General features: G+C 74.9%; 23 protein-coding genes and 1 other RNA gene. 20 read left to right on the top strand and 4 right to left on the bottom strand.

The annotated features are described in order from the left end of the window. Positions 1-480, bottom strand: a 480-nt coding sequence (locus BM158_RS19850) for a glycosyltransferase (protein WP_131802091.1), incomplete at its 3' end; no start/stop codon positions are given. Positions 481-592: 112 nt separating this feature from the next. Between BM158_RS19850 and BM158_RS19855 the strand changes: the two genes are divergently transcribed. Next, the gene (locus BM158_RS19855; protein WP_229827876.1) at positions 593-1528 is read left to right on the top strand and encodes an NADP-dependent oxidoreductase; all 936 of its coding nucleotides are present in this window, start codon (positions 593-595) and stop codon (positions 1526-1528) included. Between the two features lie 21 nt (positions 1529-1549). Here the strand turns inward: BM158_RS19855 and BM158_RS19860 are convergent, their stop codons facing one another. Further along, a complete protein-coding gene (locus BM158_RS19860) occupies positions 1550-1891 on the bottom strand; it encodes a group I truncated hemoglobin (RefSeq protein ID WP_165629037.1) in 342 nt (113 codons plus the stop codon). A 220-nt stretch (positions 1892-2111) separates the two neighbouring features. Here BM158_RS19860 and BM158_RS19865 point away from each other — a divergent pair, with 220 nt between their 5' ends. The 17 genes from BM158_RS19865 to BM158_RS19945 all read left to right on the top strand — a co-directional run bounded on the left by BM158_RS19865 (position 2112) and on the right by BM158_RS19945 (position 19288). Beyond that, positions 2112-3359, top strand: coding sequence for a TadA family conjugal transfer-associated ATPase (locus tag BM158_RS19865; RefSeq protein ID WP_091563778.1), 1248 nt, complete (start codon positions 2112-2114; stop codon positions 3357-3359). Continuing rightward, on the top strand, positions 3356-4219 hold the full coding sequence (locus tag BM158_RS19870; protein ID WP_091563780.1) for a type II secretion system F family protein: 864 nt from the start codon (positions 3356-3358) through the stop codon (positions 4217-4219). Before BM158_RS19865 ends, BM158_RS19870 begins: the two co-directional genes overlap by 4 nt. Next, positions 4216-5157 carry a type II secretion system F family protein gene (locus tag BM158_RS19875; protein ID WP_091563782.1) on the top strand — a complete coding sequence of 314 codons (942 nt, stop codon included), beginning with the start codon at positions 4216-4218 and terminating at the stop codon, positions 5155-5157. Before BM158_RS19870 ends, BM158_RS19875 begins: the two co-directional genes overlap by 4 nt. Before the next feature lie 10 nt (positions 5158-5167). Continuing rightward, the gene (locus BM158_RS19880; RefSeq protein ID WP_091563784.1) at positions 5168-5368 is read left to right on the top strand and encodes a hypothetical protein; all 201 of its coding nucleotides are present in this window, start codon (positions 5168-5170) and stop codon (positions 5366-5368) included. Further along, entirely contained in the window at positions 5358-5765 is a 408-nt protein-coding gene (locus BM158_RS19885) for a TadE/TadG family type IV pilus assembly protein (RefSeq protein WP_091563786.1), read from the top strand. The genes BM158_RS19880 and BM158_RS19885 overlap by 11 nt, the downstream gene beginning before the upstream one ends. Next, on the top strand, positions 5762-6214 hold the full coding sequence (locus tag BM158_RS19890; RefSeq protein WP_229827875.1) for a hypothetical protein: 453 nt from the start codon (positions 5762-5764) through the stop codon (positions 6212-6214). Before BM158_RS19885 ends, BM158_RS19890 begins: the two co-directional genes overlap by 4 nt. A gap of 104 nt (positions 6215-6318) precedes the next feature. Next, entirely contained in the window at positions 6319-8091 is a 1773-nt protein-coding gene (locus BM158_RS19895; RefSeq protein ID WP_165629038.1) for a putative bifunctional diguanylate cyclase/phosphodiesterase, read from the top strand. Between the two features lie 97 nt (positions 8092-8188). Next, a complete protein-coding gene (locus BM158_RS19900) occupies positions 8189-11656 on the top strand; it encodes an ATP-binding cassette domain-containing protein (RefSeq protein WP_207506823.1) in 3468 nt (1155 codons plus the stop codon). Between the two features lie 37 nt (positions 11657-11693). Next, positions 11694-12809 carry a peptide chain release factor 2 gene (prfB, locus tag BM158_RS19905; RefSeq protein WP_091563795.1) on the top strand — a complete coding sequence of 372 codons (1116 nt, stop codon included), beginning with the start codon at positions 11694-11696 and terminating at the stop codon, positions 12807-12809. A gap of 52 nt (positions 12810-12861) precedes the next feature. Next, positions 12862-13551 (top strand): cell division ATP-binding protein FtsE, encoded by a 690-nt coding sequence (gene ftsE / locus BM158_RS19910; RefSeq protein WP_091067689.1) that lies wholly within the window; start codon positions 12862-12864, stop codon positions 13549-13551. Positions 13552-13578: 27 nt separating this feature from the next. Further along, positions 13579-14463, top strand: coding sequence for a permease-like cell division protein FtsX (gene ftsX, locus BM158_RS19915; protein WP_091563797.1), 885 nt, complete (start codon positions 13579-13581; stop codon positions 14461-14463). 39 nt (positions 14464-14502) lie between these two features. Then, positions 14503-14979, top strand: a complete 477-nt coding sequence (gene smpB, locus BM158_RS19920) for an SsrA-binding protein SmpB (RefSeq protein ID WP_091563799.1) — start codon at positions 14503-14505, stop codon at positions 14977-14979. A gap of 11 nt (positions 14980-14990) precedes the next feature. Then, entirely contained in the window at positions 14991-15914 is a 924-nt protein-coding gene (locus BM158_RS19925) for an NADP-dependent oxidoreductase (protein ID WP_091564053.1), read from the top strand. Continuing rightward, on the top strand, positions 15911-16813 hold the full coding sequence (locus tag BM158_RS19930) for an amidohydrolase family protein (protein WP_229827874.1): 903 nt from the start codon (positions 15911-15913) through the stop codon (positions 16811-16813). The genes BM158_RS19925 and BM158_RS19930 overlap by 4 nt, the downstream gene beginning before the upstream one ends. A gap of 14 nt (positions 16814-16827) precedes the next feature. Continuing rightward, positions 16828-17805, top strand: a complete 978-nt coding sequence (locus BM158_RS19935) for a GNAT family N-acetyltransferase (protein WP_091563802.1) — start codon at positions 16828-16830, stop codon at positions 17803-17805. A gap of 20 nt (positions 17806-17825) precedes the next feature. Beyond that, positions 17826-18710, top strand: a complete 885-nt coding sequence (locus BM158_RS19940) for an SCO6745 family protein (RefSeq protein ID WP_091563804.1) — start codon at positions 17826-17828, stop codon at positions 18708-18710. After that, complete coding sequence (locus tag BM158_RS19945) at positions 18707-19288, top strand: carboxymuconolactone decarboxylase family protein (RefSeq protein WP_229827873.1); 582 nt, start codon at positions 18707-18709, stop codon at positions 19286-19288. Before BM158_RS19940 ends, BM158_RS19945 begins: the two co-directional genes overlap by 4 nt. Here the strand turns inward: BM158_RS19945 and BM158_RS19950 are convergent. Then, positions 19285-20811 carry a hypothetical protein gene (locus tag BM158_RS19950; protein WP_091563807.1) on the bottom strand — a complete coding sequence of 509 codons (1527 nt, stop codon included), beginning with the start codon at positions 20809-20811 and terminating at the stop codon, positions 19285-19287. The two genes, BM158_RS19945 and BM158_RS19950, sit on opposite strands and share 4 nt — an antisense overlap. A gap of 45 nt (positions 20812-20856) precedes the next feature. Continuing rightward, positions 20857-21528 carry a membrane protein YczE gene (yczE, locus tag BM158_RS19955; protein WP_191328757.1) on the bottom strand — a complete coding sequence of 224 codons (672 nt, stop codon included), beginning with the start codon at positions 21526-21528 and terminating at the stop codon, positions 20857-20859. Between the two features lie 290 nt (positions 21529-21818). Between yczE and BM158_RS19960 the strand changes: the two genes are divergently transcribed. After that, entirely contained in the window at positions 21819-22976 is a 1158-nt protein-coding gene (locus BM158_RS19960; protein ID WP_109504872.1) for a magnesium and cobalt transport protein CorA, read from the top strand. Positions 22977-23004: 28 nt separating this feature from the next. Continuing rightward, positions 23005-23380: a transfer-messenger RNA gene (gene ssrA / locus BM158_RS19965) on the top strand. Positions 23381-23417 lie beyond the last annotated feature (37 nt).

Here is a 23417-nt window from a genome sequence, read left to right on the forward strand (position 1 = left end):
GCGCAGCAGCAGGTTGTAGCTGCGGGAGATGAACTCGCGCTTGGCCCCGCGCACCACGCGGGAGGAGCCGGCCAGCCGGGTGCCGATGGCCAGGTCGGAGTGGCCGCTGATGAGCGGGGCGACCAGGGGCAGGAGGGCGTTGAGGTCGGTGGACAGGTCGACGTCCATGTAGACCAGGACGGCGGCGTCGCTGGCGGCCCAGGCGCGGTTGAGCGCGCGGCCGCGGCCGGGCTCGGTCTCGACCCGGACGGTGACGCCGGGCAGCTGGGCGGCCAGCCGCTGGGCGACGTCGAGGGTGCCGTCGGTGCTGGCGTTCTCGGCGATGGTGATGCGGTAGCTGAAGGGCAGGGTGGCCAGGTGGGCGTCCAGGCGGCGGACGCACTGCTCGAGGTCGGCCTCCTCGTCGTGCACGGGCACGACGACGTCGAGCACCGGGGCGGCGGTGCGGGGCTCGCCGGAGGGGGCCATCAGCGGGGGCATGGGGGCACGGTCGGCTGCGACCCTGACGGCGCGCACAGAGGCACCTGCACGCCGGCTGTGGGAATCACGGACGGCGTCCGGTGCCTTGGTCCTGGGCATGAGAGCTGTCGGAGTGACCGAGTTCGGCGGGCCCGAGGCCCTGCACCTGCTCGACGTGCCGGAGGTGCACGCCGGCCCGGGGGAGGTGCGGCTGCGGGTCACCGCCGCCGCGGTGAGCCCGACCGACACCTACGCCCGCAACGGCACCTACGCCCAGCGCCCGGGTGCCCCGCAGGAGATGCCGTGGATCCCCGGCATGGACGTCGCCGGCGTGGTGGACGAGGTCGGCGAGGGAACCGACACCCCGCTGTCGGTGGGTGACCGGGTGATGGGCATCGTCGTCCCGGTCGGTGCGCACGGCGGGTACCGCGAGCAGATCGTGCTGCCGGCCGCCTCCGTCGCGCCGGTGCCGGCCGGCGCCGACGACGCCGCGGCCTCGACCCTGCCGATGAACGGGCTCACCGCCCGGCTCGCCCTGGACCGGATGGGCCTGGCGCCCGGGCAGGTGCTGGCGGTGACCGGCGCCGCCGGCGCGTTCGGCGGCTACGTCGTGCAGCTGGCCAAGGTCGACGGCCTGGTCGTGGTGGCCGACGCCGCCGAGGCCGACCGGGAGCTGGTCCGCTCGCTGGGCGCCGACGTGGTGCTCGACCGCGGTGCCGGCTTCGCCGACGCGGTGCTGGACCGCTACCCCGGCGGGGTCGACGGCCTGGCCGACGGGTCCCTGCAGGGTGCCGAGGTGGCGCGGGCGGTGCGCGACGGCGGCGTGGTGACGACGGTGCGCGGCTACCGCGGCGAGGACGACGCGCTGGCCCGCGGGGTGCGGTTCGAGCCGGTGATGGTGCGCGACTACGCGCAGAACGCCGCCGCGCTGGACACGCTGCGCGCGCAGGCGGAGGCCGGCGAGGTCACCCTGCGGGTGGCCGACGTGCTGCCCGCGGCCGAGGGCGCGACGGCGCACGCGCGGCTGGAGGCCGGCGGCGTGCGCGGCCGGCTGGTGCTGCAGTTCTGAGCTGGTCGGCGCAGCGGGCGGTCAGGCCTCCACGACCTGGTCGCGCAGGCCCTCGACCGCCTGCTGCAGCTCCTTGAGGTAGCCCTCGCCGACGCCCACCGTGGCCATCGCCGACAGCAGGTGGGCGCACACCCGGTCGTAGGCGACGTCGTCGATGCCCAGGCCCGCGTGCGCGCGGACCAGGTCGAACCGGCTGGTGCCGCCGTCCAGCGCGCTGCCGAGGAACTCGGCCTGGTGCCGGCGCAGGCGGGCCATGTCGACGCCCTTGAACCAGGTGGCCAGGGCGGGGTCGTCCAGCACGAGGTCGTAGAAGCGGTCGACGGCGGTGGCCAGCAGCGTCCTGGCCCCGGTGGTCTCGGGCACGGGTACCTCCGCGGTCGTCTCGGTGGCGCGCAGGATATCGGTCGGGCCGGTTCCGTGTGCTGACCCACCGTGGCCGGGCCGTTCCGGTCCGTCGAACCCGCCGTCACCCGATCGGGTACGCGTGCGCCGGGTTGTCCACAGCCCGTGCCCACGGCCTTCTGCGGAACCCTGCGTCCTCGTAGTTTGCGCTGGTCGAAGACCACGTCGAACGGGGGAACGCGTGTCCGTGCTGCCCGCCGCGGCGACCGCGCTGGACCTCGTCGACGCCGAGGTCCGGGAGCTGGTGCGCCGGCGCGGCCTGGACCCCGCGGTGGACCCGGCCCCGGTGCGGGCGCTGGCCCGCGAGGTGGTGGCCGACTACGCCGAGCGGGCCGCGTCCTCCTCGCTGCCGCCGCTGGCCGACCCCGAGGGCGTGCTGCGCGACGTGCTGGACCGGGTCGCCGGGTTCGGGCCGCTGCAGCGCTGGCTGGACGACCCCGAGGTCGAGGAGATCTGGGTCAACGAGCCCGGCCGGGTGTTCGTCGCCCGGCGCGGTCGCAGCGAGTTGACCACCACCGTCCTGGGCCCGGGGCAGCTGGCCGACCTGGTCGAGCGGATGCTGCGCACGTCGGGTCGACGGGTCGACATGTCGACCCCGTTCGTCGACGCGGTGCTGCCCGACGGGTCCCGCCTGCACGTCGTCATCCCCGACATCACCCGGCGCCACATGGCCGTCAACATCCGCAAGTTCGTGCTGCAGGCGCACAGCCTCGACGAGCTCGTCGCGCTCGGCACGCTGCCCGCGCAGGTGGCCCGGTTCCTGGAGGCCGCGGTCGCCGCCGGGCTGAACATCCTGGTCAGCGGCGGGACGCAGGCAGGCAAGACCACGCTGCTGAACTGCCTGTGCGCGGCGATCCCCGCCCGGGAACGGGTGATCACCGCGGAGGAGGTGTTCGAGCTCCGCGTCCCGTTGCCCGACGTCGTGTCGATGCAGACCCGGCAGGCCAACCTCGAGGGCGCCGGGGAGGTCCCGCTGCGCCGGCTGGTCAAGGAGGCGCTGCGGATGCGGCCCTCCCGCCTCGTCGTCGGCGAGGTGCGGCAGGAGGAGTGCCTGGACCTGCTCATCGCCCTGAACAGCGGGCTGCCCGGCATGTGCACGCTGCACGCCAACAGCGCCCGCGAGGCCGTGGTGAAGATGTGCACGCTCCCGCTGCTGGCGGGGGAGAACATCGGGCACGCCTTCGTCGTCCCCACCGTGGCCAGCAGCGTCGACCTCGTCGTCCACGTCGGCACCGACCCCTCGGGCCACCGCCGGGTGCGGGAGGTCGTGGCCTTGCCCGGGCGGGCCGAGGGCGCGGTCATCGAGACCGCCGACGTGTTCACCACCCGCGAGGGCCGGCTGGTCCGCGCCGGGGGCTACCCGCCGCACCCCGAGCGGTTCGCCGCCGCCGGGTTCGACCTGCCCGCGCTGCTGGGGGAGCGGCGGTGACCGTCCCCGGCGCCCTGCTCGGCCTGGCGCTCGGCGTCGGCCTGCTGCTCGTCTGGCGCAGCGGGCCCCGCGCACCGCAGCGACGCACCGGGCCCCGGCGGCCCGGCCGACGGCGGCAGCTGCTGTCCGCCGCCGGCCTCACCGGCGTCAACCCCGCCCAGCTCACCGCGCTGCAGGTGGGCCTCGGCCTGCTCGCCGCCGTCGTCGTGCTGGTCACCACCGGCACGGTGACCATCTCCCTGGCCTTCGGCGTCTTCGGCGCGGCCACCCCGCACCTGCTGGTCCGCCGGCTGGCCGGCAAGCGCCGCGCCGATCTGCGCGAGGTGTGGCCCGAGGTCGTCGACAACCTGGCCTCCGCCGTCCGGGCCGGGCTGTCGCTGCCGGAGTCCCTGGCCGCGCTGGCCACCCGCGGCCCCGAGGTGCTCCGCCCGCCGTTCGCCCGCTTCGCCGCCGAGCACCGCGCCACCGGCCGGTTCGCCGACGCCCTCGACCGGCTCAAGGACGACCTGGCCGACCCGGTCGGCGACCGCATCGTGGAGACCCTGCGGGTGGCCCGCGAGGTCGGCGGCAGCGACCTGGGCCGGGTGCTGCGCACGCTGGCCACGTTCCTCCGCGAGGACGCCCGCGCCCGAGCCGAGCTGGAGACCCGGCAGGGCTGGATCGTGCAGGCCGCCCGGCTGGCCGTCGCCGCGCCCTGGGTGGTGCTGCTCCTGCTGGCCACCCAGCGGCAGACCCTCGACGCCTACGACAGCCCGGTCGGGACCGCGATCCTGCTCGGCGGCGGCGCGGTCTGCCTGGCCGCCTACCGGCTCATGCTGCGCATCGGCCGGCTGCCCGAGGACCTGCGGGTGCTCGCGTGAGCCCCGGGGTGGTCGGCATCCTGCTCGGCCTCGCCGCGTCGTGCGGCCTGGTCCTGGTGCTGCGGTACGCCCCGCCGTCCCGGCCGGTGCGGCTGGTCGACCGGCTGGCGCCCTACGTCGCGGACACCCCGGCGCCCTCGCGGCTGCTGGGCACCGCCACCGAGCCCGGCCTGCTCTCGGCCGCGCGCCGGGTGCTCGGCCCCGCGCTGACCGACGGCGCCCGCTTCGTCGACCGGCTGCTCGGCGGGCGGGTCGCCGTCCGGCGGCGGCTGGACGCGCTCGGGGCCGGGACCACCGTCGAGGACTTCCGGGTCGAGCAGGTCGTGTGGGGCGGGCTCGGGCTGCTGGCCGGCGGCCTGGTCACCGTCGTGGTCGCCGGGCTGACCGGCGGGCTGGTGCTGCTCAGCGCCGTGCTGGTCTGCCTGGGCGGGCTGCTCACCGGGGTGCTCGGCCGCGACTGGTGGCTGACCCGGCAGGTGCAGCGCCGGGAGGCCCTCCTGCTGGCGGAGTTCCCCGTCGTCGCCGAGCTGCTCGCCCTCGCCGTCACCGCCGGGGAGAGCCCGGTCGCCGCGCTCGCCCGGGTCACCCGGCTGTCGGGCGGCGAGCTGGCCCGCGAGCTCGGCGGCGCGCTGGGCCGTGCCCGGGCCGGCGTGCCGCTGGTGACCGCGCTGCAGGAGGTCGCCGACCGCACCTCGGTCGACGCGCTGGCCCGCTTCGTCGACGGCGTCGTCGTGGCCATCGAGCGCGGCACCCCGCTCGCGGAGGTGCTGCGCGCCCAGGCCGCCGACGTCCGGGAGGCCGGCAAGCGCCGGCTGCTGGAGTCCGGCGGCGCCAAGGAGATCCAGATGATGGTCCCGGTCGTGTTCCTCGTGCTGCCGGTGACCGTGCTGTTCGCCCTGTTCCCCGGCCTGGTCAGCATCGTGACCCTGGCCCAGTGAGGAGACCCGCATGACCGTCCTGACCGTGGTGCTCGCCGCCCTCGTCGACCGCCTGCGGGGTGAGGACGACGAGCGCGGCGACGTGCCGGGCTGGGTGATGATCACCGTGATGACGGCGGCGCTCGTGCTGGCCATCCTCATCCCGTTCCGCGAGGCCATCGTGGCCGCGGTGCAGAACGCGCTGACCTCGGTCACCAGCGGTGGCGGCTGACCCCCACCGCCGCGACGCCGAGCGGGGCAGCGCCGTCGTCGACTTCGCCCTGGTCTCCGTGCTCGTCGTCGTCCTGCTCCTGGCCGTGCTGCAGGTCGCGGTCTACGTGCACGTCCGCAACGTCGCGACCTCGAGCGCGCAGGAGGGTGCCCGGTACGCCGCCAACGCCGACGTGCCCGCCGCGGCCGGCGCCGACCGGGCGCTCGAGGTGGTCGCCGCCGCCACCAGCGCCCGCACCGCGGCCGGCCTGACCTGCACCGCGGATCAGGAGACCGACGCGTCGGGGCTCGTGCTGGTCGTCGTCCGGTGCTCCGGCGCGGTGCCCAGCCTGCTGGCCGCCCTGGGCGACCTGCTGCCGCTGGAGGTCACCGGCCGGGCCGTGGAGGAGGGGCCGTGACAGAGGCCGACGACGGCGAGCGCGGGTCGGCCATCGTGGAGTTCGTCTTCGTCGCGCTGGTCGTCTTCGTGCCGCTGGTCTACCTCGTCGCCGGCTTCTCCGCGGTGCAGCGCGGCGTGTTCGCCGCCGACGCCGCCGCCCGCGAGGCCGGCCGGGCCATCGGCACCGCGCCCGACCCCGTGACCGGGCAGGCGCGTGCAGAGGCGGCCGCGGCGCTGGCGGTGGAGGACCAGTCGGTGTCGGCTACGGACGTCCGGGTGGCCTACCTGCCGGCCGGGGTCGAGTGCACCGCCAGCAACGGCGGCTACACCCCGGCGCTGGTGCCGGGGGAGGAGTTCAGCGTCTGCGTGACCGTCACCGTTCGCGTGCCGCTGCTGCCCGACTTCGTCGACGCCAACACCGCCACCGGTCAGTTCGTCGTCGAGCGCGACCGCTACGTCGACCCCTGAGCGGGGACACGCGTGGGGCTGGTGGGACGACGTCACGCAGATGCAACGTGCAACCGTGGTCGTCGGCACGCGCGGAGGGCCCGCGGTTCCCTAGGGTGGTGACCGTGTCGTCACCCGCCGTCCCCCTCGCGGACGGCGGCCGTGCGGGCGGGCACCGTTCCCGGCGGCCCGCGCCCCCCGCCCCCGCCCTCCCCGCCGCGGTGCTGGACGCCCTGCCCGCGCCCACCGTGCTGCTCGACGGCGACGGCACGGTCCTGGTGCGCAACGCCGCCTGGGCGCAGGCCGACCTCGCCGGCACCGTGCTGCCGCTGTCGGTCGGGGACGACTACGCGGAGGCCGTGCTCGCCGCCCGCGACGACGACGACGTCCGGGTGCTGCTCGACGGCCTGGGCGAGCTGACCGAGCACGGCGGCGCCCCCGTCTCCGTGGACGTCGCCCTCGGGCCGGCCCCGGTGGGCCGCTGGGTGCACGTGCAGGCCGCCCGGCTGGACGACTCCGGCCAGCTGGTGGTCACCCACACCGACATCACCGCCAGCGTCGAGGCCGTCCGCGACGGCGCCCGCCGCGCGCTCTACGACCACCTCACCGACCTGCCCAACCGGGTGCACCTGCAGGAGCTGGTCGAGGCCGAGCTCGCCCGGGTCGACGGCCGGTCCACCGCGGTGCTGGTGCTCGACGTCGACGAGTTCAAGTCGGTCAACGACAGCCTCGGCCACGACGCCGGCGACCTGCTCATCCGCCAGGTCGCCTCCCGGCTGTCGCACGCCGTCGGCGAGCTGGACACCGTCGGCCGGATGGGCGGCGACGAGTTCGTCGTGCTGGGCCGGGACGTCGACGCCGCCGGCGCGCACGACCTCGCCGAGCGCTGCCGCGCGGCGTTCACCGAGCCGTTCGCCCTCGCCGGCGCGATGGTGCCGCTGACCGCCAGCATCGGCGTCGCGGTCGCCGACGCCGGCACGCACACCGCCGCCGACCTGGTGCGCGACGCCGACCTGGCCAAGTACGCCGCCAAGGCCGCCGGCCGCAACACCGTCACCGCGTTCTCCGACGACCTGCGGGCCAGCGCGCAGCGCCGGCTGCGGGTGACCACCGAGCTCAGCGACGCCATCGAGGCCGGCCAGATGGTCGTGCACTACCAGCCGCTGCTGCACCTGCGCACCCGCACCGTCACCGGTGTCGAGGCCCTGGTGCGGTGGGAGCACCCCGAGCGCGGGCTGCTGCCGCCGTCGGAGTTCGTCCCGGTCGCCGAGGCCAGCGGCCTGGTCGACGAGCTCACCCGCTGGGTGCTGGCCACCGTCGCCCGCGACGCCGCCGCCTGGGACGCCATGGGTCTGCCGCTGACCGCCGCGGTGAACATCAGCGCCACCCACATGGGCTCGGGCACCCTGGTCTCCGACGTCACCCGCGCGCTGACCACCAGCGGCCTGCGGCCGGAGCGGCTGGTGCTGGAGCTGACCGAGACCAGCGTCGCCGAGGACCCCGAGCGCGCCGCCGAGCAGTTCGCCGAGCTGCGGGTGTCGGGCATCGAGGTGTCCATCGACGACTTCGGCAGCGGCTTCTCCTGCCTGGGCCAGATCGTCTCCATGCCGGCCGGCATCCTCAAGATCGACAAGTCGCTGGTGCAGGGCATCGCCGGGTCGGGCCACAAGCAGGCCAGCCAGTCCGCCGCCGCGGTGGAGACGGTGGTCAGCCTGGCCCGCGCGTGCGGCATGCGCAGCGTCGCGGAGGGCGTGGAGACACCCGAGCAGCTGGCCACCGTCGCGGCGCTGGGCTGCACCTACGCGCAGGGCTTCGTCATCGCCCGGCCGATGCCGGCCGAGGACCTGCCGCGCTGGCTGGGCTCCCGCAGCCGCCGCCGCGCCGCCCTCGCCGGCTGACCCGCCGCCGGCGGAAAACCAGGCGCGCGCTGTCGGACCCCGTCCGTAGCGTGCGGGGGGACAGGGCTGGACGACGCGGACGACGGGGGTGGACGGGGTGCGGGAGCACGCACCGCTGGGCTGGCGGCGGCTGGCCGGGCCCGGGTGCACCGTGGCCGTCGTCCTCGCGGTCGTCGCCGCGGTCGCCGAGACCCTCGGCACCGTCGCGGCCGGCCGCATCGCCGACGGCCCGACCGGCCGGCTGCTCGCCGTCCTCGCCGTGCTGCTCGTCGGGTCCGCGCTGGCCGAGGTGGTCGGGCGCACCCTGTTCGCCACCGCCGTCGGCCGGGCCGAGGGCGTGCTGCGCGCCGACCTGCTCGACGCCGCGCTGCACCAGCCGCTGACCACGCTGGAGGGCCAGGGCGTCGGCGAGCTCATCGACCGCGTCGACGACGACACCCGCCAGCTGTCCACGCTGCTGCGCATCACCGGCTGGGCGATGGGCCGCGCGGTGCTGCGTTCCGGTCTCGCGTGGGTCGCCGCCGGTCTGGTGTGGTGGCCGGCCTGGATCGCCTTCCCCCTCGCTGCGGTGGTCGTGCTGGCCGCCGTCCGCCGGCTCACCCCGCGGCTGGCCGCGTCCAAGACCGTGGAGGAGGAGGCCTGGTCCGACGGCGCCGCCCAGCTGGAGGAGGCCGTCGCCGGCCGCGACGACGTCCGCACCTCGCTGGGCCAGCCGCACGTGCTCGCCCAGTTCGCCACCCGGTCGGCGGAGATCCTGCGGCGCAACGCCCGCACCTCCAGGATCGGCGCGCGGGTCGCGCTGCGGAGCGGCCTGGTGCTGCACGGCATGCTGGCCGCCCTCGCGCTGGCCGCGATCGCGCTCGTCGGCCGCGGCACGCTCGACGTCGCCACCCTGGTCACCCTGTGGCTGCTGGTCACCACCTTCGTCGGCCGGCTCGACGAGGTGAACCACCACCTGCCCGAGATGCACGAGGGCATCGGGGCGCTCACCCGCATCCGCACCCTGATGTCCGCCGAGCCCGAGCCGCAGGGCGGCGCCCCGCTCACCGGCGCCGGCATCGAGGTGCGCGACCTCGACTTCTCCTACCGCACCGAGGGCCACCAGGAGCCCTTCACGCTGCAGGTCCCGCACTGGTCGGTGCCCGTGGGCACCACCTGCGCGCTGGTCGGCCGCAGCGGCGCCGGCAAGTCCACCCTGGCCAAGCTGCTCTCCCGGGCCGTCGACCCGCCGCCGGGCACCGTGCACGTGGGCGGCGTCGACGTCACGGCGCTGGACCTCGAGCAGCTGCGGGCCGGCGTCGGCGTGGTCACCCAGCGCACCGAGCTGCTGGCCGCCACCCTCGCCGAGAACATCACGCTGTTCGCCGACCTGCCGCGCGCCGACGTCGAGCGCGCCGTCGCCGAGCTCGGCATCGACGGCTGGGTGGCCTCGCTGCCCGACGGCCTGGACACCGTGCTCGGCCCGCGCGGGGTCACCCTGTCCGCGGGGCAGGAGCAGCTTGTCGCCTTCGCCCGGCTGCTGGTCCGCGACGTGCAGGTCGTCGTGCTCGACGAGGCCACCGCCCGGATGGACCCCACCACCGAGGAGCTGGTCACCCGGGCCGCCCGCCGGCTGCTGGCCGGGCGCACCGGCGTCGTCGTCGCGCACCGGCTGGGCACCACGCGCTGGTGCGACACCGTCGCCGTCCTCGACGGCGGGCGCGTGGTGCAGCAGGGCCCGCGGGCCGAGCTGGCCTCGACCATCGGCCCGTTCCGCGACCTGCTGGTGGCTGCCGGCAGCGCCGGGGCGGTCGACGCCCCGCCCGCGCCCGCCGCCCCCGTGCAGCACGTCGGCCTGGTCGCCCGCACCGACCGGCGCGACCCCCGCCCGGCGCCCCCGGCACCCCGGGTGCGGCTGGGCCCGACCATCGCCCGGGTGCTGCTGGCGCACCCGCGGTGGGGCGTCGTGGGCACCTTCACCTTCCTGGCCGCGTCGCTGTGCGGCACCTACGGCGTGCTCACCGGCGCGCTGTGGGGCGACCTGGTGGCCGGGCTGCAGGCCGGGGAGGACCCGACGGGGCAGTCGGTGCTGCTGGCGGTCTCGCTGCTGGCCTCGACGGTCTTCGTCGCCTGGGCGTTCCTGGTCTACCCGGTGTGGTGGACGGCGGTGACGCTGCGGCTGCGGCTGGCCGTGCTGCGCGGGCAGACCGAGCAGCACCGGCTGGCCCGCACCCCCGCCGGCGAGGTCACCGCCCGCGCGCTGGACTCCGACCGCCTGATGAACTGGGCCGACCGGTGGGTCGACGTCGGCATCGGCGCCGCGGTCACCGCCCTCACCGTGCTGGTCACCGGGCAGCCGCTGGCCGGGGCGATCACCGGCGGCGTCATCGTCGGGTCGGTGCTGGTGGCCTTCCTCGGTGCCCCCGTCGCGGGCCGGGCCGGGCGGCTGGCCGGCGACCGCCGCGCCGCGTTCGGCCGCGCCCTGGCCTCGGCGCTGGAGGCGGTGCGCACGGTCAAGCTGGCCGCCGCCACCGGCCCGGTGCAGCGCCACCTGGAGGCCGTGGACGCCCTCCGGGTGCAGGCCACCGTCCGCGAGACCCGCATCCGCACGATGCTCGAGGGCACCGCCGTCGTCCTGGTGCAGGTCGGCATCGTCGCGGCCTGGGGGCTGTACCTGATCGACGTCTGGGGCCTGGCGACCGCGCTGACGGTCACCACCGCGGTGTCCGGCGCGGCCTGGTACGGCATCACCGCCGGGCTGGTCGTCGTCGAGCGGCCGATCGCCGGCGCGTGGCTGCGCGAGGCGACCGCGCTGGCCGGCCGCGACGACCTGGTCGGTCTGCCGCCCGACGTCGACCTGGTCGCCGGGGTCGCGCCCCCGCCGCCGGACGCCGACCGGGTGCCGCTGCGCCGGCTGGAGCTCGACGACGTCACCGCCGTGCACGACGACGGCACGGTCGGCGTGGCCGGGGTCGACCTCGACGTGCCGGCCGGCTCGCTGACCCTGCTGGTCGGCCGGGTGGGCTCGGGCAAGTCCAGCCTGCTGGCCGCGCTGGCCGGGCTGGTCGACCACGAGGGCGCCATCCGCTGGAACGGCACCGAGGTCGGCGACCCGCAGCTGTTCCTGCGACCCGGCCAGGTCGCCCACGTCGCCCAGGTGCCGCGGGTGCTCTCGGGGACCATCACCGACAACGTCGCCCTCGGCCACGCCCGCGAGATCGGCGGCGCGCTGGCCGACGCCCGGCTGGAGCGCGACGTCGCCGACGCCGGGGGAGTCGGCGCGCTCGTGGGCCACCGCGGGGTGCGGTTGTCCGGCGGGCAGGTGCAGCGGCTGGCGCTGGCCCGCGCGCTGGCCACCGGCGCCGAGCTGGTGCTCGCCGACGACGTGTCCTCCGCGCTGGACGCCCGCACCGAGCTGGAGCTGTGGGGCGCGCTGCGCGAGCGGGGCGCCACGGTGGTCGGCGCGAGCTCCAAGCGGGCCGCGCTGGCCCTGGCCGACCGGGTCGTCGTCCTCGACGGCGGCCGGGTGGCCGCGACCGGTCCGTGGTCCGAGCTCGCGCCCGAGTGGGGCCACCTCGCGGGCTGACGCGGGGATCCCCCGGGCGCGACTACCCTCGACCCTCGTGGCTGCCGACTTCTCCTCCCGCCTGGACGACCTGAACGGGACCCTGGCCTCGATCGAGACCGTGATGAAGCTCGACGACCTGCGCGACGAGATCCGCGACCTCGAGCAGCAGGCCGGCGCGCCCGACCTGTGGGACGACGTCGAGGCCGCGCAGAAGATCACCTCCCGGCTGTCCTACCTGCAGGGCGACCTGCGCCGCGTCGAGGAGCTGCGCAGTCGCATCGACGACGCCGCCGTCCTGTGGGAGATGGCCGCCGAGGAGGACGACGAGGCCACCCGCGCCGAGGCCGAGCGCGAGGTCGACAGCCTGCAGAAGTCGATCGAGGAGCTCGAGGTCCGCACCCTGCTGTCCGGTGAGTACGACAGCCGCGAGGCCCTGGTGACCATCCGGTCGGAGGCCGGGGGCGTCGACGCCGCCGACTTCGCCGAGATGCTGCTGCGCATGTACCTGCGCTGGGCCGAGCGGAAGGGCTACCCGACCGAGGTCTACGACACCTCCTACGCCGAGGAGGCCGGCATCAAGTCGGCCACCTTCGCGGTCAAGCAGCCCTACGCCTACGGCACGCTGTCGGTCGAGCAGGGCACCCACCGGCTGGTGCGCATCTCGCCCTTCGACAACCAGGGCCGCCGGCAGACCTCCTTCGCCGGCGTCGAGGTGCTGCCGGTGGTCGAGCAGACCGACCACGTGGACATCCCCGAGAACGAGATCCGGGTCGACGTCTTCCGCTCCTCGGGCCCCGGTGGCCAGTCGGTGAACACCACCGACTCCGCCGTCCGGCTGACCCACATCCCCACCGGCATCGTGGTGTCCTGCCAGAACGAGAAGTCCCAGATCCAGAACCGCGCCGCGGCGCTGCGGGTGCTGCAGGCCCGCCTGCTGGTGGTCCGCCAGGCCGAGCAGAAGGCCGAGCTGGACGCGCTCAAGGGCGAGGGCAGCAGCTGGGGCAACCAGATGCGCTCCTACGTCCTGCACCCGTACCAGATGGTCAAGGACCTGCGGACCGAGACCGAGAGCGGCAACCCCGGCAACGTCCTCGACGGCGACCTCGACGCCTTCATCGAGGCCGGCATCCGGTGGCGCAAGGAGCAGGAGGCCACCGCGGACGCGGTGTGAGACACGGCGAGCCGACCAGGATGACCAGCTTCGGCGGGTACGGTCATCTCCCGTGATCGAACTGCAACACGTCACCAAGGTCTACCCGACGTCCCCGCGGCCGGCCCTGGACGACGTCTCCATGGAGATCGACAAGGGCGAGTTCGTCTTCCTCATCGGCTCGTCCGGTTCGGGCAAGTCCACCTTCCTGCGGCTGCTGCTGAAGGAGGACAACCCGACCAAGGGCACGATCAAGGTCAACGACAAGACCTTGAACACCATGAGCAAGTGGCAGGTGCCCAAGCTGCGCCGCACGATGGGCTGCGTCTTCCAGGACTTCCGGCTGCTGCGCAACCGCACCGTGGCCGAGAACGTCGCCTTCGCCCTCGAGGTGATCAACAAGCCCCAGCGGACCATCCGCCGGGTCGTGCCCGAGGTGCTGGAGATGGTGGGCCTGGAGGGCAAGGCCGAGCGGCTGCCTAACGAGCTCTCCGGTGGCGAGCAGCAGCGCGTGGCCATCGCCCGCGCGTTCGTCAACCGCCCCCTGGTGCTGCTCGCCGACGAGCCCACCGGCAACCTGGACCCCGAGACCAGCCAGGGCATCATGCTGCTGCTGGAGCGCATCAACCGCACCGGCACCACCGTGGTGATGGCCACGCACGACTACCACATCGTCGACTCGATGCGCCGCCGCGTGATCGAGCTCAACGACGGCCAGGTGTCGCGCGACCAGTCCCGCGGCGTCTACGGCGTCGGTCGCTGACCGACCCCCGACTTCCCGAAGGAACCCATGCGCGTCAACTTCGTCCTCTCCGAGGTGGCCACCGGGCTGCGTCGGAACCTGACCATGACGGTCGCCATGATCCTGACGACCGGCATCTCGCTGGCGCTCATGGGCACCGGCCTGGTCATCGCCAACATGATCAGCGACATGCGGGCGATCTACTACGACAAGGTCCAGGTCTCGATCTACCTGACCGACGACGTGACCGACCAGCAGCGCGAGGCGATCGCCGCCGAGCTGGACGCCTCGCCCGAGGTCGCGAACTACATCTACGAGTCCAAGGCCGAGGCCTACCAGCGGTTCACCGAGCAGTTCTCCCAGCAGCCCGCGCTGGTCGAGAACACCGACCCGAACGCGCTGCCGGAGAGCTTCCGGGTCGAGCTGGTCAACCCCGAGCGCTACTCGGTGATCGCCGCGGAGTTCCCGAACGGCGAGAACGGCGTGGACCAGGTGCGCGACGAGGGCGACTTCCTCGACCGCCTGTTCAGCCTGCTCAACGGGGCACGCAACGCGACGATCGCGGTGGCCGTCGTGCAGGCCCTGGCCGCGTTGCTGCTCATCTCCAACACGATCCAGCTCGCGGCCTTCAACCGGCGCAACGAGACCAACATCATGCGGCTGGTCGGCGCCTCCCGCTGGTACACCCAGCTGCCGTTCATCCTGGAGGCGGCGCTGGCCGGGTTCCTGGGCGCGGTGCTGGCCACGGTGGGCCTGGTGCTGACCAAGGTGCTGTTCATCGACCGCACCCTCGCCGGGCCGATCCGCGCCGGGATCATCCCGCCGGTCGACTGGGGCGTCATCGCCACCATCAGCCCGATCATCGCCGCCGCCGGCGTGGGCCTGGCCGCGATCGCGGCCTACGTGACGCTGCGCCTGTACGTCCGGCTGTAGCCGGGATCCGGGTGGCGGGGGCCCACTAACCTGGGCCCCATGCCACGCGAACAGGGGCGCAAGTTCATCGCCCAGAACAAGAAGGCGCGGCACGACTACTCGATCCTCGACACCTACGAGGTCGGCCTGGTGCTGACCGGCACCGAGGTCAAGAGCCTGCGCCAGGGTCGTGCCTCGCTGGTCGACGGCTTCGCCATGGTCGAGGACGGCGAGGTGTGGCTGCACCACGTGCACATCCCCGAGTACACCGAGGGCACCTGGACCAACCACACGCCCCGGCGCAAGCGGAAGATCCTCATGCACCGCGCCGAGATCGAGAAGCTCATCGGCAAGACCAAGGAGGGCGGGCTGACGCTCGTCCCGCTCGACCTGTACTTCAAGGACGGCCGCGCCAAGGCCACCCTCGCGCTGGCCAAGGGCAAGAAGACCTACGACAAGCGCCAGGACCTCGCCGAGCGCGACAGCCGCCGCGAGATGGAACGCGCCTTCGGCCGCTACGTGAAGGGCCGCCGCTGATGCCCGGGCTGATGAGGGGCATCGCCTACGACCGCTTCGGCGACGTCGACGTCCTGCAGCTGCGCGAGGACCTGCCGGTCCCGCCGGTCGGGCCGGACACCGTCCTGGTCCGGGTGCACGCCGCCGGCGTCAACCCGGTCGACATGGCCATCCGCTCCGGCGGGCTCGCCGGGGCGTTCCCGCACCACTTCCCGGTCGTGCCCGGCTGGGACGTCTCCGGCGTGGTGGAGCAGGTGGGCCCCGCGGTGACCTCGGTCGCCCCGGGCGACGAGGTGTTCGGCTACGTGCGGCGGGACGACGTCGGCCTGGGCACCTGCGCGGAGTACGTCGCCGCGCCGCAGCGGTGCGTGGCGCACAAGCCGCGGTCGCTGTCCTTCGCCGAGGCCGGCGCCCTGCCGCTGGCCGGGCTCACCGCCTACCAGGCGCTCACCGAGGCGCTCGACGTCGGCGAGGGCGACCGCGTGCTGGTGCACCGGGCCTCGGGCGGCGTCGGCTTCAACGCGGTGCAGATCGCGGTCGCGCTGGGCGCGCACGTCATCGGCACGTCGAGCGCGAAGAACCACGGCTTCCTGCGGGACGCCGGGTGCGCGGAGGTGTTCGACTACGCCGACGGCCCGCTGAGCGAGCAGCTGTCCGAGCCGGTGGACGCCGTCCTGGACCTCGTCGGCGGGGCCACCCTGGCCGACGCGCCCGACCAGGTGCGCGACCCCTCCCGCATCGCCTCCGTCGTCGACCCCGCGGTCAACGACCTGGGCGGGCAGTACGTGTTCGTCCGGCCCGACCCGCACGACCTCGAGGAGCTGGCCCGCCTGGCCGACGACGGCCAGCTGCGCGTGCCGGTCGCCAAGGCCTTCCCGCTGGAGCGCACCGCGCAGGCGCAGGAGCTGGTCGCGGCCGGGCACGTCCGCGGCAAGGTCGTCGTCACCCTGCGATGACGGACGCCGGGATGACGGTGCCGCCGCCGGTCGACGACGCCGACGTCCCGAGGTTCGTCGGCGAGCTCGGCCTGCCCGGGCTCGCCGACGTGCACGTGCACTTCATGCCCGAGCGGGTGCAGGCCGCGGTCTGGGCGTACTTCGACCAGGCCGGGACGCACTACGGCGCAGAGTGGCCGATCACCTACCGCGGCTCGGTGGAGGAGCGGCTGGCCCGGCTCGACCACCTCGGCGTCCGGGCGTTCTCGGCGCTGAACTACCCGCACCGGCCGGGCATGGCCGCGGGGCTCAACGACTGGTCGCGGGAGTTCGCCCACCAGCACCCGCAGGTCATCCCGTCGGCCACGTTCTTCCCCGAGCCCGAGGCCGCGCACTACGTGCCCGAGGCCCTCGACGGCGGCGCGCGGGTGTTCAAGGTGCACGTGCAGGTCGGGTCCTTCGACCCGCGCGACCGGCTGCTGGAGCCGGTGTGGGCCCGGCTGGAGGAGACCGGCACCCCGGTGGTCATCCACTGCGGGTCCGGTCCGCTGGCGGGGGAGCACACCGGGCCGGCGCCGATGCAGGGGCTGCTGCAGCGCCACCCGGGCCTGCAGCTGGCGATCGCCCACCTGGGCATGCCGGAGTACGCCGAGTTCCTGACCCTGGCCGAGACCTACGACGGCGTCCGGCTGGACACCACGATGTTCGCCACCGACTTCACCGAGCGGCTGATGCCCTTCCCGCGGGACCTGCTGCCGCGGCTGGCCGCGCTGGGCGGCAAGGTGCTGCTGGGCAGCGACTTCCCCTCCATCCCCTACCCCTACGCCCACCAGCTGGCCGCGCTGCACCGGCTGGGCCTGGGGGAGGAGTGGCTGCGCGCGGTGCTGTGGCGCAACGCCTCGGCGCTGTTCGGGCTCTGAGTAGGGTCGCCGGGGTGCCCTTCCCCGCCGGACTCACCGACCGCCCGCTGACCCGGGAGGACCTCCCCGCGGTCGCGCAGCTGTACGCCGCCGCCGAGCGGGTCGACGACACCGGCCACCACTGGGACGCCGACGACCTCGCCGAGTACTGGTTCGCCCCCTTCGTGGAGACCGACCGCGACACCCGGGTGGTCCTCGACGGCCCCGACGTCGTCGCCGTCGGGGCCGTGGTCGCCCCGCCCACCTTCCGCGACGCCTACGGCGTGCACCTGGACGGCGCCGTGCACCCCGACCGGCGCGGCGAGGGCATCGGCCGGGCGCTGCTGGACTGGCAGGTGCAGCGCGGCCGGCAGGTGCACGCCGAGCGGCAGCCCGCCGCCCCGGCCCGGCTGACCGTGCTGGGGCTGGCCTCCGTCGCCGGGCTGGAGGGCCTGCTGCGGCGGGCCGGGTTCGAGGCGGTGCGCTGGTTCGCCTCGATGAGCCGCCCGCTGACCGGCCTGCCCGACCGGCGCGAGGTCGCCGGGGTCGACCTGCAGCCCTTCGACTGGCCCCGCGACGAGGAGGTGCGGCTGGCGCACAACGCCGCCTTCACCGACCACTACGGCTCCAGCGAGCGCGACCGCACCTCGTGGGAGTCGATGTTCACCGGCCAGCGCGCCTTCCGGCCCGACCTCTCGGTGCTCGCGGTCGAGAGCGGCGCGGTGCTGGGCTACGTGCTCGCCTACGTGCACGAGGCCGACACCGCCGCGACGGGGAGGGTCGACGCCTACTACGGCCAGATCGGCGTCGTGCCCGCCGCGCGGGGCCGGGGGCTGGCCAAGGCCCTCATCGCGACCGCCCTGCACGCCGCCGCCGACGCCGGCTGCGACACCGCCTCGCTGCAGGTGGACACCGACAACACCAGCGAGGCGCAGGGCCTGTACGCGGCGATGGGGTTCGCGGTGCAGCGCACCGAGGTGTCGTGGTCGGTGCAGGTGCCTGCGCGGGGCTGACCGACCAGTAGGGTCCGGGCATGGTCACTGTGGATCAGCTCACACCCCCCGGTGTGGACGCCCGGCTGGCGGCGCGCGCGCACCGGTCGCTGGAGCCGCTGCACTCGCACCACTACTTCTCGCCCGAGCACGAGGAGCACCTGGCCGCCACCGGCCTGCGGCCCGGGCGGATGGCCTACTTCGCCGGCCGCGCCGCCCCGATGGGCGCGGTGGGCCCGGGCGTCGTCGTCGCCACGTTCTACAACTTCTCCCCGTCGCTGGTGGCCCGGCACGTCCCGCGCTGCTGGACACTCGCCTCCCCCGACGCCGTCGTCGCCGCCCGCTGGGCGAGCGCGACCGCCTCGCTGACCCGGCTGCTCGCAGACACCCCGACCGAGCAGGTCGTCGAGCTCGGCGACCTGCTCGCCGAGGCATGCACGGCGCTGACCCCCGAGGCGCGGCCGCTCTACGCCGGCCACGCCGACGTGCCCTGGCCCGCCGACCCGGTCGGCCGGCTGTGGCACGCCGCCACCCTGCTGCGCGAGCACCGCGGCGACGGCCACCTCATGGCGCTGCAGCAGCACGGGCTGGGTGGCCTGGAGGCGCTGGTCAGCCACACCGCGACCGGCCGCGGCTTCACCGTCGAGGCGGCGCAGCGCACCCGCGGCTGGTCCGACGAGGAGTGGAGCGCGGCGCAGGCGCGGCTCACCGAACGGGGCCTGCTCGACGAGCACGGCCTGACCGAGGACGGCGTGGCCCTGCGCGGGGCCGTGGAGGAGGCGACGGACATGCTGAGCGTGCAGCCCTTCGAGCACCTGGGGGCCGACCGCACCGGGCGGGTGGTGGAGCTGGCCAAGGGCATGGCCCGCACCCTGGTGGCCGGTGGCGCCTACCCCGCCGGCGTCCTGGCGGGGGGCTCGCGGTGAGCGGCGCCCGGCACGAGTCCACCCAGCCGGCCCGGCTGCCCTTCCCCGAGATCGGGGCGGACGCCGAGCCGGTCGCGCAGCGCATGGCGGCCCGCCGAGGCGGCGAGCTGTCGTCGCTGGACAAGCTGCTGCTGCACAGCCCGCCGGTGGCCGACGGCTGGAACGAGCTGCTCGGTGCGCTGCGGCACAAGTCCTCGCTGTCCGCCGACCTGCGCGAGCTGGCCATCCTGCGGGTCGCGGTGCTCAACAACGCGGCCTTCGAGTGGGTGGCGCACAAGGAGGCCGCCCGCCGCGCCGGGGTCACCGACGCGCAGATCGACGCGCTGTACGACATGGACCCCAACCAGCACTTCGACTACCGGCAGAACCTGGTGCTCGAGCTCGCCGACACCTCGACCTTCGGCGTCGAGATCCCCGACCTGCTCTTCCAGCAGGTGCGCGCGGAGTTCAGCGAGCGGGAGATCGTCGAGCTGATGGTGACCATCGGCGGCTACGCCATGGTCAGCCGGTTCCTCGTCGCGCTGCAGGTGCCCCCGCCGGAGGGCGAGGTCGCCTCGGTCGACGGCGCGGCCGGCTAGCGGGCGACCAGCAGGACCCGGACGTCGTCCCGGGCGGTGACCCGCCAGCCGGCGGCCACCGCCTGGGCGACCAGGGGACGGTCGGGCTCGAGCAGCAGGCAGCCGACGCCGTGCTCCTCCAGGGCGGCCAGCGCGCCGTCGTGCCCGCGCATCAGCTGCTCGGTCCACACCAGGGTGTCCATGCCGTAGACGTCGTTGCGGCCGTCGGCGGAGACGAGCACGCCGTCCGCCCCGCGCAGGAGGGTGAGCAGGCCGCCCTCGTCGTACTCGTTGAGCACCCGGCAGCCGTCGGGGACGGCGGCGACCGTGGCCGCGGACGGGAACAGCGGGCCGGGACGGCCGAACTGCGGCAGCTCGGTGACCGCCACGCTGAGCACCGCGACGCCGACGGCGACCGGCAGCGCCAGCGCGAGCCGGGACACCAGCCACGGCAGCCGGACCGGCCGCAGCAGCGGGACCACCGCGGCCACGGCCGGCAGCGCGACCAGCAGCGCCATCGGGGAGAACCGGGCGGCGGTCAGCCCGCCGACCACCAGCGCGGCGGTGGCGCCGACCCAGTACGGCAACCAGGACGGCGTGCCGCCCGTGCGGGCCGACCGGCCCCAGGCCGCGACCAGGACCAGCAGGGACACCAGCGCCACGGCCCAGGTCAGCACCAGGTAGCCCTTGGCCCGCCACAGCGGCGCCCACTCGTCGATGAGCTCCACCGACGCGCCGGCGGTGTGCCCGGCGGCGGCGAGGATGCCGGTGCCCAGCGGGCTGAGCAGGCAGCCCAGGCCGACGCCGGCCACCACGGCGCCCGCCCGGGCGAGCGCGGCGAGGGCCGCGGGCAGCGTGCTGCGGTCGCGCAGCAGCGCGCGGCCGGGACCGGCCAGCAGGGCCAGACCCGCGCCGGCGCCGACCGCGGCCGGCCCGCCGAGCGCGGCCAGGTGCAGGTTCACCCACAGCGCGGTCAGGGCGACGAGGGCGAGGCACCCGGCGGCCGGCCGGGCCACGCCGCGGGCACCGAGCACCCGCGCGGCCAGGCCGACGACCAGCACGACCAGGGCGTAGCTGACCGTCTGCGGCCGGGCCGAGAGCCACACCACGAGCGGGACGACGGCGACGGTGGACACCACCGTCAGCACGGGGGTCGACGCGCCCAGTCCCCGCCCGACCAGCGCCACGGCCAGCCCGACCGCGGAGACGGTGAGCACCGTCCACCACCCCAGGCCGGCCCAGCCGCCCAGCGCCCACGCCCGCTCCACGAGCACGTCGTAGAGCCAGGAGTTGGGGTGCCACGGCGTGCCGGCGGCGTCCCAGCTGTCGTCCTCCACCAGCCAGGTGGTGCCGCGCTGCAGGATCTCGGCACCGGTGGTGACCTGCCAGTAGGTGTCGCCCTCGGCGAACCGGGTGGACCGGGCGAGCGCGACCAGCACGAACGGCAGTGCGCCACCCAGCAGCAGCCACCGCCATCGGCGCAGCACAGGGCGGCGCGGCGGCTCGGCGGACGGCGCCGGGGGAGGGGCCAGGGTGGCGGTCACGGGGTCCTCGGGACGGGGGCGGTCCCCCTCCTGGTCGGCCCGCGGTCAGCCCGCCTTGAGCCCGGCGGGTTCCGGATCCCCCTCCCGGGCGGGGAGGCGGACGGCGACCAGCGGCAGGAACAGCTGCACCAGCGGGCCGATGGCCACCGCGTAGAGCACCGTGCCGACCCCGACCGTGCCGCCCAGCAGCAGGCCGACGGCCAGGACTGTCAGCTCCAGGCAGGTGCGCACCAGCCGGACGCTGCGCCCGGTGCGGGCCACCAGGCCGGTCATCAGGCCGTCGCGCGGGCCGGCGCCGAACGCGCTGGCCAGGTAGGTCGCCCCGGCCAGGCCGTTGAGCACGACGCCGGCGACGAGCAGGCCGATCCGCAGCGGCAGGGGGTCCACCGGGGGCAGCACCGCCAGGCCCGCGTCCACCGCGAGGCCGATGACGACGACGTTGCTCACCGTGCCCAGCCCGGGCCACTGCCGCAGCGGGATCCACAGCAGCAGCACCAGCGCGCCGACCACGATGGTCACCGTGCCGAAGGACCAGCCCAGCTGCTCGGCCAGGCCCTGGTGCAGCACGTCCCACGGGTCCAGGCCGAGGTCGGCGCGCAGCACCAGGGCCATGGAGAAGCCGTAGAGCACCAGGCCGGCGTACAGCTGCACCAGGCGCCGGGGCAACCGGCCGGTGCGCAGCTGCTGGAGCGGGGAGAGCACGGGCGGGTGGGTCACGGCGTCCAGGGTGGACCGGCCGCGGGCCGGTCCGAGCGGTCCACCGTGGCCCGGTGGACTGCTCCGGGCGGGTGGTGTTCACCGCACCGACCGCTGCTGCACGTGATCGGCGCGTCCGGGCGTGTCACCATGGACGACGGCCCGGACGGCGGGCCCGTCGACCAGGAGGTGCCGCGGTGCGCAGCGAACCCCCGAGTAGTCCCGAGGTCCCCGCCGCCTGACCACCTGCGCGTGGTGCGAGCGGGACCTCCTCCGGTGCCCCGAACCGCTCGACCCCCAGGGAGCCCGCCGTGGCCGACCGCCGCCGTCCCCAGCTCACCGCCCCGCTCACCGCGCTGACCACCCTCGCCCGCAGGCCCCGGCCGAACGGGCTCGCCCCCGAGCCGGCGACCCGGCTCGAGCTGCCCGGCCGCGCGCCGAAGGTCATCGACAACGCCGTCTACAGCAACGGCAAGCGGGTGGCCACCGCCGAGTCCCCGGCCGAGAGCCGCACGCTGCTGCAGCTGGCCGACGGGTTCACCGACAGCCGGCTGGCCTGGCTGGGCCTCTACCGGCCCGAGCCGCGGCAGGTCGGTGAGCTCGCCGAGCTGTTCGACCTGCCCGAGCTCGCGGTCGAGGACGCCATCCACGCCCACCAGCGGCCGAAGTTCGAGCGGTACGGGGAGACGCTGTTCGTCGTCCTCAAGGCCGCCCGGTACCTCGACGCGCGCGAGGAGGTCGAGTTCGGGGAGCTGCACCTGTTCCTCGGGCGGGACTTCGTCATCACCATCCGGCACGCGGAGTCCCCGGACCTCGCCCGGGTGCGCCGCCGGCTCGAGAGCGACCCGGAGCTGCTGGCCAAGGGCAGCGAGTCGGTGCTCTACGCGATCCTGGACGCCGTCGTCGACGGGTACCTGCCGGTGCTGGCCGGGCTGGACAAGGACATCGACGAGATCGAGCTCGAGGTGTTCCGCGGGGACCCGCGGGTGTCGCGGCGGATCTACGAGCTGTCGCAGGAGGTCCTCGACGTGCAGCGGGCCACCGCGCCGCTGTCGGGGATCTGCGCGGCCATCGCGGCCGGGTTCGAGAAGTACGGCGTCGACGAGGAGCTGCGGGCCTACCTGCGCGACGTCGCCGACCACGTCACCGGCATCAACGAGCGGGTCGACGGCTTCCGCTCGCAGCTGCGCGACATCCTCACCGTCAACGCCACGCTGGTGGCGCAGCGGCAGAACGAGGAGATGAAGACGCTGTCGGAGGCCTCCATCGCGCAGGGGGAGGAGGTCAAGAAGATCTCCGCGTGGGCGGCCATCCTCTTCGCCCCGTCCCTGATCGGCGGGGTGTACGGGATGAACTTCGACCACATGCCGGAGCTGACCTGGGTCTTCGGCTACCCCTTCGCGCTCGGCCTGATGCTGGCGACGAGCCTGACCCTGTACGTGATCTTCAAGCGCCGCGACTGGATCTAGGCGTAGGATCGACCAGCACAACTGCACAGGGGGTGATTGGTCTCGACTTCGGTCGGGTCACCAGGGGAAGCGAGCCGAGGAAGCCAACGATGAGCTCGTTAACCACGCGTTGGAAAACACACAAGCGCCGACTCCAGTCAGCGCGACTTCGCTCTCGCTGCGTAAGCAGCCGGAGTGAGTCTGTCAGCCCGGGTTCTGTCATCGGCCCGGATCCTGGCATCAGCTAGATGACTCACCGTGCTGGTCGGTCGCGGACCGGCACGGGACACCCCACAGCGACTGGGCCTGTCGTCCCGACCTGTTCGTGGGATCGGGAAGGTCGAGCAGGGACACAGCGGACTGCGCTCGGAGAAGCCCTGGTCGCGCGTCGAAGGACGCGGGTTCGATTCCCGCCACCTCCACATCACTGCACCACCCCTGGCAGAGCAGAGCCCGGACGGT

The sequence above is a fragment of the Klenkia taihuensis genome, assembly GCF_900112525.1.
Lineage (GTDB): Bacteria > Actinomycetota > Actinomycetes > Mycobacteriales > Geodermatophilaceae > Klenkia > Klenkia taihuensis.

What these genes read in the sequence shown, in the direction of transcription:
- ftsX (WP_091563797.1), top strand. Translation starts at nt 13,579, where the DNA reads ATGCGCGTCAACTTCGTCCTCTCCGAGGTGGCCACCGGGCTGCGTCGG.
- BM158_RS19880 (WP_091563784.1), top strand. Translation starts at nt 5,168, where the DNA reads ATGACCGTCCTGACCGTGGTGCTCGCCGCCCTCGTCGACCGCCTGCGG.
- smpB (WP_091563799.1), top strand. Translation starts at nt 14,503, where the DNA reads ATGCCACGCGAACAGGGGCGCAAGTTCATCGCCCAGAACAAGAAGGCG.
- BM158_RS19925 (WP_091564053.1), top strand. Translation starts at nt 14,991, where the DNA reads ATGAGGGGCATCGCCTACGACCGCTTCGGCGACGTCGACGTCCTGCAG.
- BM158_RS19940 (WP_091563804.1), top strand. Translation starts at nt 17,826, where the DNA reads ATGGTCACTGTGGATCAGCTCACACCCCCCGGTGTGGACGCCCGGCTG.
- BM158_RS19930 (WP_229827874.1), top strand. Translation starts at nt 15,911, where the DNA reads ATGACGGACGCCGGGATGACGGTGCCGCCGCCGGTCGACGACGCCGAC.